Raw genomic sequence first — 18,548 nt, 5'->3', positions numbered from 1 at the left:
TTATAGGCTCCTTTTTTGTATTGGAATTTATCCCGCTATTTGCCGGGAAGCCCGATGGGTTCAACTAATAATCAGTGGGGGATGAATAAAACCACTACTGATTAAAGTTTTACTTTATGAGAAGTCATTTTTCGTTAGTATGTAATATTAAGCTTGAACAATTAATAAGGATGAATTGTTGATGTTTTTTAGTACTGATGAAGGGGTGGAGAAATGAAGGAAAGAAAGCATTTTATTGTTTGTATGTTTTTATTGTTCTTCACATTTAGTTTTATTGGTGTTCAGAAAATAATAGCAGAAGAAGTTGAATTTTCAGGAACAACAGCTCCATTGAATGTAAATGTTAGAGAGGCAAAAAGTTTAAATGCAAATATTGTAGATGTGATTCCCGGAAATACAAAAGTATCTTTTAAAGGATGGGAGTATGGTGAAGCGGTTAAAGATTACTGGATAGGAAATTTAGATAATCGTTGGTTTTATTATTTTAAAGATGGAAAAAAAGTATATGTAACGTCAGCGTATATTAATGGAAATCCTCCAAATACATCAATAGATCGTAAATTATCTGTACCTAACATATTACAAGAAAGGTCAAATTGGTGTTGGGCAGGCACTTCGGTTTCAGTTTTAAATTATTTTGGGAAAACTCCATCACAAGATCAGTACGTTAGGTATGTTAAGGGTGGATCATATAATAATCCTGCAACTTCACGTGAAATACAATATGGATTATCGGGATATGGTGTTAGCTCAGCTATAAGTTCTGGAGCAAAATCTTATGATTGGTTCAAAAGTCAAATTAATAGTAATCAGCCGATGATTGCACTCATTATGTGGCAAAATGGAGCTAACATCGGACACTTTCTAGTACTTGATGGGTTTTATAAAGGGACAAATGGAACAGATTATATAACATACATGGACCCTTGGTATGGTGATCATTATAATCATAATTTCAGTACGTTCCATAACAATAATAATTTTTGGTGGAGTGAAACTGTTTATAATATCCATGCAAACTAATAATATTAAAAGCGGGGGTTCATAAATGGGAAAACTACTTAAGCTTGTGATACCGTGCATGTGCTTAATGACTGTTATTATTTTTGCTAGTAAAATTAGTTATGCATCAAAAAATAAAAGTGAACCAGTACAATCGATTGCATTAAAAGATTATCAATATAGTAAGGGAGGTTCTTCAGAAAATTTAAGTTTTGAAAAAATAACAACATCTCCATTTTCGTTACCAATCTATGAAACAATTCCAGCACAGCAAATTTTAAATAGCTCTGAATTTAAGTATTTACTATTACCAACAAATGAAAAGCTATGGTTTATTATGAAGGATGAGCAGCCAGAAGGACTAATTGTTGCGAATGATACTGAACCGATTCGAACGGGCGGAGAAAATAGAAGTAAAGATTTATATGGATTATATAAAGCAATAAAAAATAATACAAATGAAATAAAAGATATTAGTTATTTCGAATTTGAAGGGCAAGGAATATTGGTAGTAAATCAAAATAATGATCAAGAAATATACCTTAGTAAAGGTGCCGCTGCCATATTAAAACTTCCTGCTGGTCAAAAAGTATTGAGCAGTGAAGTAATACAGAAAATGAAAGAGAGAATTGTAACTGCTTTTGAATAGTTAAATATAAACTGAATAAATATATATATGTATTTAATATGAAATTTCATGTACTGTATTATTTTCGAAAATAATACAGTACATGGTATAAAAAGGATAACAAAAAAAGAGTGTAAGATATTATGAAAAAATGATGATTATAGTAGGAATAGTTGATTCTTACTTATTTTGTATAGAGTTCGATTCAAATTGCACTTCACATTTAAAATATTTAAATAATTCAAACGGAAAAGCTTGACCTTCACACTATGTAAAGGTTTACAGTAAGACAGAAAAGGAGGTTAAGAAATGAAAAAGATAACGAATTTGTGTATGAGTGCTATACTAACCACATCTATTTTCAGTGGTTATGCTCTAGGGAAAGGGATTGAGAAAGTTCAGGCGAAGGAAATTGAAAAAACGCAAAGAAAAGATATGAAGAAAGTAGAGGTACGAAAACAAGTAGGAAAGTATACAATGCCAGATGAAAAAAGCAAACATGAAGGAACATGGCTACAATGGCCTCATGAATTTACATATGGGCAAAAATATCAGCAAGAAGTAGAGCCAATTTGGATTCAAATGACAAATGCTTTAAGCAAAGGCGAAAAAGTTCATATTGTTGCATATGATCAAGAAGAAAAAGAAAGAATTACTGAGGTTTTAATAGATCACGGGGTAAATATGGGAAAAATTGATTTCTTTATCGCACCTACTGACGATGTATGGGCGAGAGATACTGGACCAATTTTTGTTTATGATAATGACAAAAATCTAAAGATATTAGACCCAGGATTTAACGGATGGGGAAAGAAAACACCATATAAGAAAGATGCTCGTCTTCGTGAGAATCTTAGTAAACAGTTAGGAATTGAAAGAATTGATTGGAATAAATTTGTTCTTGAAGGTGGCGCATTTGAATTAGATGGTAATGGAACTGCTTTACTAACTAGAAGTGCTGTAACGAATAAAAATAGAAATGCAAAATTGTCAGAAAAATATATTGAAAAATATATTAGTGACCTTGAGGTAACAAATTTTATTTGGTTAGATGGAGTACCTAACTTAGATATTACTGATTTTCATATTGATGGATTTGCAAAATTCCACGATAAATCTACTATTATAACATTAAACAAAAAAGATTTAGCTGAATGGGGAACGTCTGATAAAGATATTAACAAGTTGTTGCAGGCAAAAGATGCTGAGGGTAATAAGTACAAGTATGTATATCTGCCGCTAAGCAAGAATAATGTTACATTAGAAAACGGAAAGCAACTTGATTATAAAGGTTCATATATTAATTATTATATAGCGAATCAAGTTATCTTAGTACCTAACTATAATGACCCTAATGATAAAATAGCAAATGAGACGATTCAAAAACTTTATCCTGATCGTAAAGTGGTGGGGGTTGATGTAAGAGAGCTTTATAAAAATGGTGGTATGATCCATTGTATTACTCAACAACAACCAATTAATTTAAAATAATATATTTATAGTGTTTAGGGAAGTTTTCTATTTCTTATGAGAACCTGTTTATCTATAGGATAGGTAAAGATGCGATGGCATTTTTACCTATTTTATTTTTTATCCTGCATTAACGGGCAGCTCGAATGATTAAAGTTTCAGTTTATAGGAAAGGTATACTTAACTTATAAACTGAAGAAACCCACCCTTTTTGAAAAAGCTTAATCAAAATGGATGGATTTTCTACATTAAAAGCTATACTTGCTGTTACGGAAGAAACATTGTCTAAAGGTATGTTTTTACCTTTTAAAAGTTCCTGGTACAATTAGTCTTACTAAAATATCTAAATACAATCTATATTTTTTCTTTTAGCAAGCCATACATGCCCATTACCTTCAGAATACAGAATTACCTTAAATAATAAAAGTTCAGCAACTTTTCTGTTTTTATTTGTAAATGAACCACATTATACTTGGTCAATTATTGTGCAACCTTTTCGAATAAATGATTTTCTTTATTTGAAAATAAGGGTGCATCTATAAAACCATAATGATAAACTAAAATACCTAATTCTACTCTAGAATTAATATGCCATTTTTCTTTAATATGATTAATTATCGTTGAAATTCTTCGAGGGGTAACATATATTTTTTTTGAAATTTCTACATCTGTAAATCCTTTTGCTACATAAATAGCCACTTCTAACTCTCTTTCGGTCAACATTCTTTTCATAAAATACGCTCCTTCGAAATGATTTATATAAAAATCAAAAGAAACTATTAAAAGAAATAAAGGTGGAAAATCATATTTAGTTCTTTTAATTTCGCTATTTGCGGACAGTAAGATACCCACCTCAAAATTTAGCTGTGGCAAAGAAGTCGGACTCTCTGTAAATGCCTGCCTGGAGTGGACTAATAATCAGTGGGCATGAATAAAACTCCCATTGATTATTAGTGAACCATATTTTAATAATTTCTCGTATTGTGATACAAGTTTGTAAAAGAAACTATAAATCCATATAATTAGTAATTGTAACTATATTAATTTTACATTACATTAAAAGTTGGAAAATATTCTTATACTCATAAAGTGTTACATTTGAGGGAGGAAAGATGGAATTCTACAATCTTGGTATTATTATTAAAGAACTTAGAAAGAAAAAAAACATGTCACAATCTGAATTATGCCATGGAATATGTTCACAAAGTCAAATTAGTAAGATAGAAAAAGGTATTATTTATCCATCTAGCATATTGTTGTATCAATTATCTGAAAGACTTGGTATTGATCCAAATTATATATTTGCACTAACCAAAAACAAAAAAATAAAATATATTGAAAATGTAAAATATGTAATGAGAGATTGTGTGAAACAAAAACAATATAATGAGCTTTACGAAATAGTGAAAAAAGAGAAAAACGAAAATAATTTCCAATCAAAAGAAGATAAACAATTTCTATTATGGCATGAAGCGATTGCTATATATTATGTAAATGGAGCAACAATTAATGCTTTTGACATTTTAAATAGAGCACTAAAACAAACCTTAAGTAGTAGTAACTTTTTATCAGAAAAAGAAATAAGCATAATGAATTCAATTGCTATAATACATGCAGAAAATAAAGAGTATGAGAAAAGTATAAATATATTAAAACAAAGTTTAATTAATTTTAATAAGATAGAATTTCCTAGAGAAAAAGAAATCAAATTAAGACTCATTCATACGTTAACAAAATGTTTACACCTTGCAAATCAATATGAAGAAGCAATAAAGTATAGTGAAATAGGCATAAAATTAGCCATAAATATGAATACTTTATACTTATTAGGTGAATTATTCTTTGAAAAAGGTGCAATTTTATTAAAAGTTCAGCACTCTAATGAAGTTGGTTTAACATACATAAAAAAGGCATTATTTATATTTGAATTAACAGAAAGAAAACAATATATAAAAATGATCAAGGATAAATATATTAAAAATCAAGAATAAACAAGAAATAATTCTAACATAAGTTATTCCTAAAAAAAGTGCTGTAATACGAACTATTCCTAATTGTTGTTTATTGCTAAAATAAGTACCGTAATATTAGATAAAAATAAAGGGTGGCATTTTATGAAAACAAGAGGGATTACTCGTAAAGCAGATAGCATGGGGCGTATTGTTATTCCAATGGAAATAAGACGGAGTTTAGGAATTGTAGAAAAAGATTCTCTTGAAATGTTTATAGAAGAGGATCAGATTATTTTACGAAAATATCAATCTCCAAGAGCTTGTGCACTTACAGGGGATATTTCAGACAGCAATATTTCGTTAGCGAATGGGAAGATTATTGTAAGTCCAAGCGGGATGGAACTGTTAATAAAGAAGTTACAGCAATATCTTTTAAAATAAAAGGTAAGTAAGAAATTTAAAATAGAATATACTTGGAAAAAGGTCCTCTATCACCATTTAGGGGACCTTTTTATTGTTATCAATAAAATTGAGAGGCCGTAGTTGGTTCAATGAAATACGAATTACCTTATAAATAGTCTGACTATTTTTTATAAAAAAACTATTTATTTACATTTTTTGGTTTCGTGTTATATTTTTAGTGTCAATATATTTATCTTGAAAATTCTGATTTTAAACTCGGGAAAACTTTAGAAAATGAAATACTCTTACTTGAATTGAAAATCATATAAACATAGTTTGAAAGTAAAGTATGAAAATGAATCAGATTTTCAAATTAAATTTGCCAAATCAATGGAGGTTCGTGGGGGAAATGTAACTAAGAAGAAATCTCTTATACTCCATGTTTTTTATTTGTAAATCGGTAATTCTAATAGCTCTGACGAAAAGTAAAGGAGTAAAAAAGAAGTGGATAGTTTGTTTAATGAAGATAGGGTGTAAAAAATAAAACAACGGAGGTTTTATAATGAATAAAGGAATACTGCAGATTACAGAAATTGAAGAAATTACTATTCCGAATCTATTGAAGGATAAAATGAAGAATCTGATAGAAAATGAATTAAAAACTCATAATCCTTATACTTGTGATCAAGAAATAGCAGCATATTTTTCAAAAGAGTGGCTTAATTGTTTGATTGACTATTCAAAGAAAAATCCGAATTCAGATATGAAAAACCTACTACATATGATAAAAATAGCGAATTGTGGTGGGAACGTACCGCCTATCCTTATTAAAAATACTCCATGTGATCCTATAGAAACACTATTACCTGGGGAAAATCGCAGAGGTTTTAATTATGGTGAAGACGAACACGATAGAATGAAAAAATATTTTTATGCAGAATGGGTCACATGGCTTTTTGCCACACTTTTTAATTATGATGCTTTAATTCACCCATCCGAACATGCAGGGAAAAATAGATTTCATCTTATTTCGCCTTTAAATAACGATGAAGTTTTGCGAAATGTCGGTGCAAGCACCGGTGGCGGGAACTTTTATCAACATAACGATGCCACAGTGTATACAGATATGAAAGACCAGTCAGATATTGAAGCGAGATTGAATACATTCAATACAAATTTAGAAATTGTATCAAATAGACTTAATAAATCCGTGGAACGAATAGTGTCTGAAATTACTTGTGGAAAATTTACTAGAGTTGATGCTCTTTTATTAAAAGGAGTGTTAAATTTAAAAACTCAAACTCATATTGGAACGCCAAAATTACTTCAAAAGCATCTTGAAGAAAATCACTTCAGTAAAGATGATATATTGGCGATAAGTAAAATGCCTATTGCTCATATCGCAGGAATGGCGGATGGTGAAATATCTGGATTTGTAGGGGAAATAAACCAAATTATATTTTTGGATGATAATGGTGATATTATTGCAACTTGTTTGAATGGAGCAGAAAATAGATTGATTTATGTGGGAGAAAGTGAAGAAGAAAAATTGAAATTTGACATGTTTTTAGAACTCTTACGAACAACGCCTACTTATAAGGTTCCACTTACATCTGAAGATTTATTAATTATCCCAAATTCATACTATGGTAAACAAACAAATGTAACTCATGGTAGGGAAAGGTTATCTGAGGAAGAATATAAAATCCCGATTGGAGATAATAAGTACGGAAGAAGAATTGTTTGCAGGCAGTACGTTTCCAGCCGATTACGTGATCAGAAAGAAAGTTACTTTACAGATATCATTAACTAGTTTAAAGAGAGGAGGGGCGATGGGGAGGTTTGGGTTATAATAGCTCAAGCCTGCCCCTATTCTTTGTATGGATTTTACTATTGAATTACTCATACTACTATTTTTAGTAGCTGTATTAGCAGGATGGATAGATACAATTGCTGGGGGCGGTGGTATGATAACTATCCCGATAATGTTATTAGTAGGTATGTCTCCTTCTGTAGCGATAGCAACTAATAAACTACAAGGGAGTAGCGGAACCCTCATGGCAACAATGATTTTTATTAAGAAGAAAGAAATTAATCTCAAAGATATGCGTTTGTCCATCTTAATGACCTTTTTTGGATCCGTTTTCGGTGGATGGCTTGTTTTACAGATACGAGCAGAATATCTAATTATGATATTACCTTTTTTACTTGTTTTTATTGGCATTTATTTTCTATTATCTCCAAATATAGCAAACGAAGATCGACCGAGAAAAATAAGTATGTTGTTGTTTGCGTTAACAGTGGCTCCGTTACTGGGATTTTATGATGGTTTCTTCGGCCCAGGAACAGGTAGTTTAATTGCTTTAGCATTCATTCTTTTATGTGGATATAGTGCTACACGGGCGACTGCAAATGCTAAGATTTTGAACTTTACAAGTAATTTCGCTGCTTTGTTGTATTTTATTATTTTTGGCCAAATCGATTGGACAATTGGATTGATTATGATGCTTGGTCAAATAATAGGATCATATATTGGGGCGAAGATGGTGCTTACAAAAGGGACGGCATTAATACGACCAATAGTGGTTATTGTTTGCTTTGTCATGGCAATTAAGATTTTTTTACAAAATATGAACTAAATGTAATCAATATATTATTTGTATCAAAGTTAGAGTGTTTTCATGTTCCTATTGCAGTATTACGCTGTTTAAGATGTGTTCAAAATTACACAATTTGACTAGTGTAATGTATTGCGTTATGCTTTTTTATAGTATAAAAGAAAGGCTTGAAGATAATGATTCGTCGTTTGAGAAAGCTAAAAAATGTAGCAGTCGTAGTAAGCTTCTAAGTAAATAGCAATATATATAATACTTAGAAGCGAGGAATAAAGTTATGAAGCATCCATTATTTAATCATTGGTCAGAAACAAAGTATATAAAAGATATAGTAACAAATCCACTCATTGAAGTAGGAGAGTACTCCTATTATTCAGGCTATTATAGTCATCAAAATTTTGAAGATGGCTGTGTAAGGTATTTGTGGGGAGATGCTAAGTCTCAAGCACTGTTCAATCCAATTGAACAGATGGGATGGCACCTTGACAAACTCATTATTGGGAATTATGTTTGCATAGCAAGCGGGGTAGTCATTTTAATGGGTGGTAATCATAATCATCACTCAGAATGGATTACAGTATATCCATTCGCTGAGCAAATTAAACAATCATATGAAGCTAAGGGAGATACAGTCATTAAAAGTGATGCTTGGATTGGAATGAATGCTATAATAATGCCTGGCGTTACTATTGGTGAAGGTGCAATTGTTGCTGCAGGATCAGTCGTAAGTAAAGATGTTCCGCCGTATACAATAGTTGGTGGAAATCCTGCTAAGGAAATAAAGAAACGATTCACTGATACAGAAATAAACATGTTAATGGAAATGCGTTGGTTTGATTGGGATAGGAAATTGATTGAGAAGGCAATTCCGCTGTTATCTAGTCCATCCATCGAACCATTATTTGCTTTTTATAAAAATGAAGTGAAAAATAAATAAATCAGTTAGAAAAACTACATCCAGTATAGGGTGTAGTTTTTTATTTTTTGTAAATGTGGAACAAATGTATTATTTAGATTGTCTATTAACTGTAATCCTAAAAAAATATGAAAGTGTGAATCATTTTGAAAAATATAAGGGGATTAAAAATAAGGATATGTGTGGGAATACAAAGTATTAGCGCACCTAAAAATGTCGGATGAGATGGTCTATATGAAAGCGATTCCAACGTTTTATATGTATATACAATTTGAGAACACTTTCTATTTTTTTGCGGGATTATGTTAGAATAACGCTTTTTTTAAGCACAAAGAAATTGGAGGTAACAGAAGTGAAAGGTATGTTTTGCAATAGAGTTATTGCAATAGTAACAGTGCTTACAATATTTTGTAGCATGGTCGTTACAATTGGAAAAGCAGCAGCGGAAACAGATCCTGCTATAGACGTAGAAGCAGGGTCAGCAATTTTAATAGAAGCAAATTCTGGAAAAATTTTATATGAAAAAAATGCAGATGAATCATTGGCAATTGCTAGTATGACAAAAATGATGAGCGAATACTTAGTTCATGAAGCGGTGGATAAAGGAAAACTTAAATGGGATCAAAAAGTTAAAATCTCTGAATATGCACATAAGATTTCGCAAGATCGTTCACTATCAAATGTTCCATTAGAAAATGGTGGCTCTTATACGGTAAAAGAGTTATATGAGGCAATGGCAATTTACTCTGCAAATGGTGCAACAATTGCTTTAGTTGAACAGATTGCTGGTAAAGAGGTCAATTTTGTAAAAATGATGAACGATAAGTCAAAAGATTTTGGTATGAAAGATTATAAGTTTGTAAACTCTACTGGCTTAACAAATCAAGATTTAAAAGGATATCATCTAGAAGGGACAACTCTAGAAGAGAAAAATAAAATGTCTGCAAGGGATTGTGCAATTTTAGCACAACGTCTTATTCAAGATTTCCCCCAAATATTAAATACAGCAAAAATTCCTAAAAAAACATTCCAAGAGGGTGGTAAATATCCAATTGATATGGCGAACTTTAACTGGATGTTAAAAGGCTTAATTAAGCAATATGAAGGTGTAGATGGTTTGAAAACAGGAACGACTCCAGAAGCGGGAGATTGTTTCACTGGTACAGTAGAAAGAAATGGTATGCGCCTAATTTCTGTAGTGATAAAAGCAAAATCTCATACGGCACGTTTTGATGAAACAAAGAAATTATACGATTATGGATTTGCGAATTTTGAAGTGAATAATGTCTACGGAAAAGATTCAGTAATAAAAGGACATGAAACAGTTCGAGTGGCAAATGCAAAAGACAAAGATGTAGTAGTTCAAACGAAGCAAGCTGTTTCACTTCCAATGCCGAAGGGCAATAAAGACATTTATAAAAAAGAATTTAAAGTATCGAATATGGAACAAGAAGCGCCTATTAAAGAGGGAGTAACTATTAGTAAAATGATTATCTCTCCTAAAGATAATACAGATTCTGGTTTCTTATCAGGTAAATCATTACAAATAGACCTTGTAACAAAATCTGATGTGGAACAAGCAAATTGGCTTACACGTTTTATACGTAAAACAGGATCTTTTTTTAGTGGTATGTGGGATAGTGCGATTGATATAGTAAAAAGCTAATTTTATAGGATACAACTAAATATTAGTTTGAAACAAAAGGTTTCAAAGCACTATAGATTCTTATGTGGATAGCTTGGAATGTCAGGGTGTAATTTTTTCTTCTCACTTTGTGCATTGCAATGACAATACTTTTTTCTATAGTTTCGTATCATGTAATCGAAAAGAAATCAACTGGGCAAAACAAAGAACAACAATTTTTTTGAAAAAAGTATAATTTCTAGATAGATTTTATTTCTTTAGTAAATATATGAATATGACCGATTCCTAAGTATACTTAGGAATCGGTCAATTTTAGATTCTAAATGTAAATATAGTAAAGTGGAATATAATTGAAATCGAAAACCACTTAGAAATAACAATTACGGTGTGAGCTATTGTATAGTATAGATATGGTTAACAATAAAGGGGGAATACATATGTGGAAGCGATTTGTAGCAATTGGCGATAGTTTTACAGAGGGGATAGGGGATGAAGTTGAGGGAATTGCATTAAAAAGCTGGGTAGATCATTTTGTTCAACTGTGTGAAAATGATATAGAATATGCCAATTTTGCAAAGCGTGGGTTAGTAACTAAAGAAATTCGATTGCAGCAATTGGAAAAGGCGCTAACTTTTAATCCAGATTTGGTTAGTCTCATTGCAGGGGCAAACGATGTTTTAAAAGGACGTTGGAATCATGATGCATATAAGAACGATATGGAATTTATGATAGATACATTAAGTAAAGCAGGGGCTGATATTATTATAGCAAACCTTCCAGATTTTACAGTTAGGCTTCCTTTTGCTTCTGAAAAAAAACAAGTAATAAAAGAACAATTATTAGAGGCAAATGAAGTTATACATTCACTGAGCAGAGAGTATAAGCTTCATCATGTTGATTTTTGGAATCATCATTTAGTTAATGACAATACGCTTTGGTCTAAGGATTTAATTCATCCAAACTCAAAAGGATATGTAAAAGTTGCTGAATTAATTTTTAGTAGTTTGCCTGTACAGAAGACAAAATAATAGTTTGCAATGTAACGAATATGATATTAAGTGTATGAAGCTATGTTTTTTAGTAAATGGAAAGAACTAAACATTTAGCAAACAAAGCGTTTCTACGATATATTTCTACAGTAGTGCACAAATACAGAATCACAAAGAAAGATCACTTATGGAAGTAGGTGGTCTTTAAATGTTTTTATAACTAAATTAGTATATACTGTATTACTAACAGTTTCATACTACATAAAAATTAAGTTCTCTTATAGAAAAACTAATTTTATATTATCTTAAAATATAATAAAACGTTCAAAACATATTTTGGGTATGTATCCTAATTGTTAATGATGTGTAATTTTTTTGAAGTATAAATATCCAATAAATAAAATAGGTAGTAGGTGCAGAAGTATTAATACTATATTATTCAATTCTTGTTAGGAGTACATTAGTGATTGGTAATATTATATTTTTATTATCAACTTTAGTTATTGGAATTAATTTGCATAGAAAATATGTAGGATAAGAAAAAAATATACTTTATTGTATATTTTTTTGTTTAGTAGGATTTACGGTCTCTTTAAACTATTATGTTAATAAAATTAAAAAACTTAATTCTTGATACACTTATGGTTAAAGCTATCTATAAAATGAAAATATAAATAAATAATAGTTTGTTATGATTTGTGGATTTGGTTTTTTATCCGAATTTTCTGATTCAAATATTTCAACTTTATGAATATAGTAGGTGAAATATTTGTGTGATAGTATTTGAGATAGAAAAAAGCCAACTTTAAAAAGGATGTGAATTGAATGTGTAAACGACTGTAAAGGGTTATATTAAGGCAACGTTTAGCTGTTATTAGTGTAAGGTAAAGATATATTTTGTAACAGTTGATATAAAAATGAAGAAATAGGTACGCTTTCGTTTGTCTGACTATTTTAAATATATGAAAAACAAGACTGGTTTGAGTTTTGACGAAGTTAAATTCTAGGTGAGATGTCAATAATGATTAATTAAGTTTAATAAAGAGGTACCTTATACGCAAAAGCGTTTATATTAGTAACCTAAGGAGCTTGCTTTTATGAAAACTACTGATTCAAAAGGCCTATTAGGAAATAGGGTTTATTTACAGGTTTTCTCTGCCTATTCATTGCTTATGCTTGGTGTTTTTATTGATATGTTAGCGATTATGACTATAGTTGGGTTTGAATGGGAAGTAGATCCTACTATGATTGGATTGATTCCTGTTGCATATGCACTTCCTGGAATTATTTTTGGCTCATGGGCAGGTGTTATTGCAGATCGTTTTAGAAAAATTCCAATTATGATGTTCTGTAATCTAATGGTTGGTCTAATAACAATTGCTCTTTTATTTGTACAAGATATCCACTGGCTCTTAGTAGCATTAATGATTCGTTCCATTTTTATTGTTTTCTATTATCCTGCACAGCAAACACTAACAAGACAGATTGTATCCCCGGACTTGCTTACTAAAGCAGTAAGTATCAACGGAATAGTAGAGCAGGGTACAAAGATAGTAGGCCCACTTATAGGGGGCATGTTGCTGAGCTGGTTTCAACCAGAGTTCTGCCTCATTATAAGAGCTATAAGTTGTTTATTAGCTACCTTAGTTCTCATACCCACAATAAAATTTAAAGAAACTATATCGAAAGAATTTGTTGAAAAGCAAAAACAAAGTACTTGGACCGCTTGGGTACAAGGGTGGGGTTATGTGTTATCTAATCGGATAATATTATCAACCATGATTTTCGTTACAATAGCCATGGCAGTATTACAATTAGTAGACTCACAATTCCCAACTTTATTTAAGAGCTTATTCCCACATGATAAAAGTAAAATGGGATATATCATTTCTATTATTGGTCTTGGCGGAATACTTGGTGCATTACTAACTCAGAAATTAAAACAATTTCAATATGGCTGGGTAGTATGTGGAGGTATGGTTTTAATGGGAATTGGTTTTGGGGGGATTGGTTTGATAACGCCCGGTACGGTCTTCGTTTTAGCCTATTTAATTAGTTTTATCGCTGGTATCGGAAGTGGGCTGATGCTTGTATCTAATCAAGTCATTTTACAAATAGAATCCGATCAAGATCAAGTAGGAAGAGTATTTGGTATACAAAGCAGTTTAACAAACGCAGTTCTAATTATTTCTCCTGCTATGAGTGGTCCATTAGTGCATTTATTTGGAGTAACTCAACTCTATGTTTATGGAGGGGTTGGGCTTGTTATTATTGGAGTAATTGGAGTTTCACTGCAGAAATATTTATGGGCTAAACATAAACACGAACCTATAAGAGCAAATAATTTTTGAAGGGAAGATTTTTATGACCAATGAGGAATGTTATCCATTAAGCCATCCGCAGCGAAGAATATGGTATACAGAAGTTATTCATTCTGATAAAGGAATATGTAATTTAAGATTTTTATTTAAACTTCATCGGAAAATGAATTATTCAAAATTAAACCAAGTTGTGAATCGCGTTATCAGCGAAAATGACGGTCTGTGCATTAGGTTAAAAGAAAATGGGCATCAGGAACCGAAACAATATTTTACTAAACATGAAGAACAAGAATTTGAGTTTTTTGATTTCAGTAATGTGGAGAATACAAATTTGCTTGAGGAATGGATTGAGCAGAAAACAAAAGAAACGTTTACATTATTTAATTCGAATTTATACTATTTCGCTTTAATAAAATTAAACGATAATGAATGTGCAGTCTTTGGAAATGTTCATCATATTATTATGGATGGTTTATCAATTCAAATATTTACTGAGCAGATTGCAAAATATTATTATGACATGCATAACGAGAATGAAGAAGGCGAAATTAAAAATTCATATGTTCAATTTCTGACCAATGAACAAACATACTTGAATAGTAGTCGCTTTCAAAAAGATCAAAAATTCTGGTTAGAGGAATTTAAAACACTGCCATCTGCGACTGGATTGAAGCCTTATAATACGTACCAAGTTAGTACCAAAGCATCACGTGAGACGTTTATATTAACGGAGCATTTGAAGAGAAAGACAGAAAAATTTTCTGAAGATTACAAATTTAGTTTATACACCCTTTTTGTTGCTGCTTTCTCGTTGTCCATGTATCGGTGGACCTCATCGCTTAATATTGGTTTAGGAATGGCTTACGGCAACCGTATGACTAAAATGGAACGAAAATTGATTGGAATGATGGTGAGTACAGTTCCTTTAAGAATGGATATTGATCCAGAAGAAGAAGTACTTTCATTTATTAGTAGGGTGTCCAGAAAACAAAGTAAATCATTAAGACATCAGAAATATCCATTTGATTTGTTATTAAAGCGGATTAATAAAGAGAATAACAGTAATGTGAGACTTTTCGGAACTACGATTGATTATAGGGATCGTGATGAAAGTGGTGACTCACTATGGATTCCAAACCGTGAAGAAGTACAAGATTTTGCAGTGCATATTGAAAATCTAATTGATATAGACTCTTTACATGTACATATTGATTATCGTGAGGAGCTATTTTCTAAGGAAGAGATAAAACAGTTTTTTAACGTGATGTTAGCGATAATGGAAAACACTTTTGAAAACCCAAAGCAGAAGGTGGCTGAAATAGAAATCATTTCTGAGGAAGATAAAAGAAAAAGTTTAGTTGAGTTCAACAATCCTAAACTGGATGTCCCGCCTCAAGTAACTATTCATGAAATGTTCGAACGGCAAGCGATGATTTATCCAAATGCTATTGCAGTTACGTATGAAAAAGAAAAAATTACTTATAAGGAGCTTAATGAACGTGCAAACCAGTTAGCTCATTATCTGCAGAAAAAAGGAGTAGGACCTGATACTTTAGTTGGACTGTGCGTTGAACGTTCCTACGAGATGATTGTAGGTATTTTAGGGATTTTGAAGGCTGGTGGGGCTTATGTCCCACTTGATCCAACATATCCAGAGCAACGACTTCAATATATTTTAGAAGATGCTAGCATTCAGTTATTCGTAACGCAAGAAAGTTTAAAAGAATTGAACTGGTTACCAGAAAATGTTGAGTCGATTTGCCTGGATCGTGATCAAGATGAGATGGGGAAAGAAAGTAAGACTTTGCCGGTTTCTAGTGTCGGTCCCCAAAATCTGGCATATGTAATCTATACTTCGGGATCAACGGGAAATCCAAAGGGCGTTATGATAGAGCATCACAATGTCATTCGGTTATTTAAATCGACGGATTGTTGGTATCAGTTTAATGAAAAAGATACTTGGACGCTTTTTCATTCGTATGCATTTGATTTCTCAGTATGGGAAATTTGGGGAGCATTATTATATGGTGGAAAATTAGTTGTTGTTCCGTACTGGATTAGTCGATCACCTAAGGATTTTTATCAATTATTGGTGGAGGAAGAAGTCACAGTTTTAAATCAGACACCTTCCGCATTTCGACAATTAATACGAGTGTGTGAACAAGAAGATAAGAATAAAAATTTGCAGCTGCGTTATGTCATATTTGGCGGAGAAGCGTTAGAACCTACTAGCTTGTTACCGTGGTTTCAAAGGTATGGGGAGAAAAATCCACAGTTAATTAATATGTATGGAATTACAGAAACTACAGTTCATGTTACATATTATCCAATTACTCTAGATGATTTGCAGCATGCTTCAAGAAGTAATATTGGAAAGCGGATTCCCGATTTAGAAGTGTATATATTAGACGCTTATCAACAACCTGTTCCTATAGGTGTCGATGGTGAACTTTATATTGGCGGGGCAGGGCTTGCACGTGGGTATTTAAATAGACCTGAATTAACAGCAGAGCGTTTTATATCTCATCCATTTAGTAGTGATCTGAAAGCAAGATTATACCGGACAGGAGACTTAGCGAGGTATTTGCCAGATGGGAATCTAGATTATCGTGGAAGAATTGATCATCAGGTTAAAATACGTGGTTTCCGAATTGAGATTGGGGAAATTGAGTCTACTTTACATACATATGCATATGTAAAAGAGGCAGTTGTAATTGTAAGAGAAGATCAGCCAGGCGATAAACGATTAGTAGCATATGTTGTAGGAGATGGAGATGGAAATGTAGATGCGTGGAGAGAGTATCTTAAAGCGAAACTACCAAGTTATATGGTTCCTTCGGGATTTGTGGCGATGGAAGCTATTCCACTTACAGCTAACGGTAAAGTTGATCGTGAGGCCTTACCTATGCCGGAGGAAACGCAGATTAATAGTGAATGTGTTGGCCCTCGGAATAGTAACGAACAGATACTAACTACCATTTGGAAGAGAGTATTAGGTGTTAAAAAGGTGGGAATCTATGATAATTTCTTTGAAATTGGTGGCGACTCGATTCTCAGTATTCAAATCATATCTCAAGCAAGTCAAGTGGGGTTAAAACTTACTCCAAAGCAAATGTTTGAATGCCCAACTATCGCTGAGCTGGCACAAGTGGCTATAGAAACGCAGGGAGTACAAGCGGAGCAGGGAATTGTGATAGGTGATGTGCCTCTTACTCCAATTCAGTGCTGGTTCTTCGAGCAAGAACATCCACATACAGAGCATTGGAATCAATCAATGCTTTTAAGAGTAAAAGAAAGATTGAATGTGAAATTACTAGAGGGAGCGATATTAAATTTACTGAAACATCATGATGCTTTACGTTTCCGGTACGAACAGTTACCAAACGGAACGTGGAGGCAGAGAAATGAAGGGACTGATGAGCTGTCAGTACTCCATGTTGTAAAACGTAATCAAGTTAATGAAAAAGAGTGGAATAAAATAATACAAGAAGAGATGAACATTAATCAAGCTAGTTTCAATTTAGTTAATGGTCCGTTAATGAGAGTAGTGTACTTTGAAGATAACTTGACTAGAAATGATCGAATATTCTGGGTGATTCATCATTTAGTAGTAGATGGAGTGTCATGGAGGATTCTATTGGAAGATTTACAGGTGGTATATAACCAGATGAAACAAGGTCAAGAAGTTCGCTTACCTGCGAAAAGTACATCTTTTAAAGAGTGGTCTGAACGACTCCAGACATACAGTGATTCGGGTATTTCAAAAGAAGTACAAAATTATTGGAATGAACAGGTAGAAAAAGAAACGATGAAAATTCCAATGGACTATCCAATACAAGAAACGACAGAAGAATCGATTGATCAAGTGACGAGGACTTTAGGAATAGAAGAAACACAAACATTGTTACACGAAGTTCTAGTCACTCATAAGACAAGGATTGATGAGGTACTATTAACGGCATTAGGACAAGCTATCGTCGATTGTACAAATCAGCAAACCGTTTCTATTCATCTAGAAGGACACGGAAGAGAAGAGATGATTGAAGGTATTGATTTATCAAGGACAGTGGGCTGGTTCACGAGTATTTATCCCGTTCATCTCAATTTTCAGGGAACTCAAACACCTATTGAAGGGTTAAAGGCTGTCAAAGAACAATTACGTCGAATTCCAAATCGCGGAGTTGACTATGGTATTTTACGTTACTTGAATAAAGGATTACTTCCGTTTTATCAGCAAAAGCCTTCAATAAGCTTTAACTATTTGGGCCAATTTGATCAGGTGTTTTCAAGGGACTCTTTGTTTATGCAAGAGACAGGATTTACATTTTTAGATCATGCTCCAGATTCCAAACTATCTCATCTAATTGAAGTTATCGGAATGGTGAAAGATGAAAAGTTACATTTTATTTGGATGTATAGTAGGGAACAGTTTTCTAAATTAAAAATTCAAGTGATAGCAGATGGTATGTTAAGGCATCTCCGTCAACTTATAAATAAACCAACAACAGAGTCTGCTTTTACGGTATCAGATTTTGCTGATGCAGAGGATCTTACGGAAGAAAGCTTAAGCAAAGTATTACTTAAATTAACAAAGAAGAGGGTGTAAAA

General features: G+C 32.3%; 13 protein-coding genes and 1 pseudogene. 13 read left to right on the top strand and 1 reads right to left on the bottom strand.

All coding sequences use genetic code 11. The annotated features are described in order from the left end of the window. The first annotated feature begins 213 nt into the window (after positions 1-213). From MKY38_RS09980 to MKY38_RS09970, 3 genes are all read left to right on the top strand, one after another. Positions 214-1,023, top strand: coding sequence for a papain-like cysteine protease family protein (locus MKY38_RS09980; RefSeq protein ID WP_341048872.1), 810 nt, complete (start codon positions 214-216; stop codon positions 1,021-1,023). 25 nt (positions 1,024-1,048) lie between these two features. Then, positions 1,049-1,651, top strand: coding sequence for a hypothetical protein (locus MKY38_RS09975; protein ID WP_114556049.1), 603 nt, complete (start codon positions 1,049-1,051; stop codon positions 1,649-1,651). Between the two features lie 288 nt (positions 1,652-1,939). After that, the gene (locus tag MKY38_RS09970) at positions 1,940-3,121 is read left to right on the top strand and encodes an agmatine deiminase family protein (RefSeq protein WP_025709615.1); all 1,182 of its coding nucleotides are present in this window, start codon (positions 1,940-1,942) and stop codon (positions 3,119-3,121) included. A gap of 459 nt (positions 3,122-3,580) precedes the next feature. Here MKY38_RS09970 and MKY38_RS09965 read toward each other — a convergent pair whose 3' ends face one another. Next, entirely contained in the window at positions 3,581-3,832 is a 252-nt protein-coding gene (locus MKY38_RS09965; protein ID WP_000827555.1) for a response regulator transcription factor, read from the bottom strand. A 380-nt stretch (positions 3,833-4,212) separates the two neighbouring features. Here MKY38_RS09965 and MKY38_RS09960 point away from each other — a divergent pair, with 380 nt between their 5' ends. From MKY38_RS09960 to MKY38_RS09915, 10 genes and pseudogenes are all read left to right on the top strand, one after another. Beyond that, the gene (locus MKY38_RS09960) at positions 4,213-5,091 is read left to right on the top strand and encodes a helix-turn-helix domain-containing protein (RefSeq protein WP_016512835.1); all 879 of its coding nucleotides are present in this window, start codon (positions 4,213-4,215) and stop codon (positions 5,089-5,091) included. Positions 5,092-5,214: 123 nt separating this feature from the next. Further along, positions 5,215-5,493: an AbrB/MazE/SpoVT family DNA-binding domain-containing protein gene (locus MKY38_RS09955; RefSeq protein WP_000857360.1), complete on the top strand. Its 279-nt coding sequence runs from the start codon at positions 5,215-5,217 to the stop codon at positions 5,491-5,493. Positions 5,494-6,016: 523 nt separating this feature from the next. After that, positions 6,017-7,267 carry a hypothetical protein gene (locus MKY38_RS09950; protein ID WP_001032364.1) on the top strand — a complete coding sequence of 417 codons (1,251 nt, stop codon included), beginning with the start codon at positions 6,017-6,019 and terminating at the stop codon, positions 7,265-7,267. A gap of 67 nt (positions 7,268-7,334) precedes the next feature. Then, the gene (locus MKY38_RS09945; RefSeq protein ID WP_114556050.1) at positions 7,335-8,093 is read left to right on the top strand and encodes a TSUP family transporter; all 759 of its coding nucleotides are present in this window, start codon (positions 7,335-7,337) and stop codon (positions 8,091-8,093) included. 253 nt (positions 8,094-8,346) lie between these two features. Beyond that, positions 8,347-9,006 carry a CatB-related O-acetyltransferase gene (locus MKY38_RS09940; RefSeq protein ID WP_114556051.1) on the top strand — a complete coding sequence of 220 codons (660 nt, stop codon included), beginning with the start codon at positions 8,347-8,349 and terminating at the stop codon, positions 9,004-9,006. A gap of 331 nt (positions 9,007-9,337) precedes the next feature. Further along, the gene (locus tag MKY38_RS09935; protein WP_114556052.1) at positions 9,338-10,651 is read left to right on the top strand and encodes a D-alanyl-D-alanine carboxypeptidase family protein; all 1,314 of its coding nucleotides are present in this window, start codon (positions 9,338-9,340) and stop codon (positions 10,649-10,651) included. Positions 10,652-10,743: 92 nt separating this feature from the next. Next, positions 10,744-10,865 (top strand): annotated as a pseudogene (locus MKY38_RS09930) (acyltransferase family protein); the annotation flags it as partial. 202 nt (positions 10,866-11,067) lie between these two features. Then, a complete protein-coding gene (locus tag MKY38_RS09925; protein WP_025709612.1) occupies positions 11,068-11,658 on the top strand; it encodes an SGNH/GDSL hydrolase family protein in 591 nt (196 codons plus the stop codon). A 1,058-nt stretch (positions 11,659-12,716) separates the two neighbouring features. After that, complete coding sequence (locus tag MKY38_RS09920; protein ID WP_025709611.1) at positions 12,717-13,970, top strand: MFS transporter; 1,254 nt, start codon at positions 12,717-12,719, stop codon at positions 13,968-13,970. A gap of 13 nt (positions 13,971-13,983) precedes the next feature. Further along, positions 13,984-18,546 (top strand): amino acid adenylation domain-containing protein, encoded by a 4,563-nt coding sequence (locus MKY38_RS09915; protein WP_341048862.1) that lies wholly within the window; start codon positions 13,984-13,986, stop codon positions 18,544-18,546. Positions 18,547-18,548: the final 2 nt, after the last annotated feature.

Origin of the sequence: Bacillus sp. FSL R5-0585 (assembly GCF_038004545.1) — a bacterium.
Lineage (GTDB): Bacteria > Bacillota > Bacilli > Bacillales > Bacillaceae_G > Bacillus_A > Bacillus_A cereus.
Note: the sequence above shows the minus strand (reverse complement) of the source record. Positions and strands in the feature narration are given on the sequence as shown.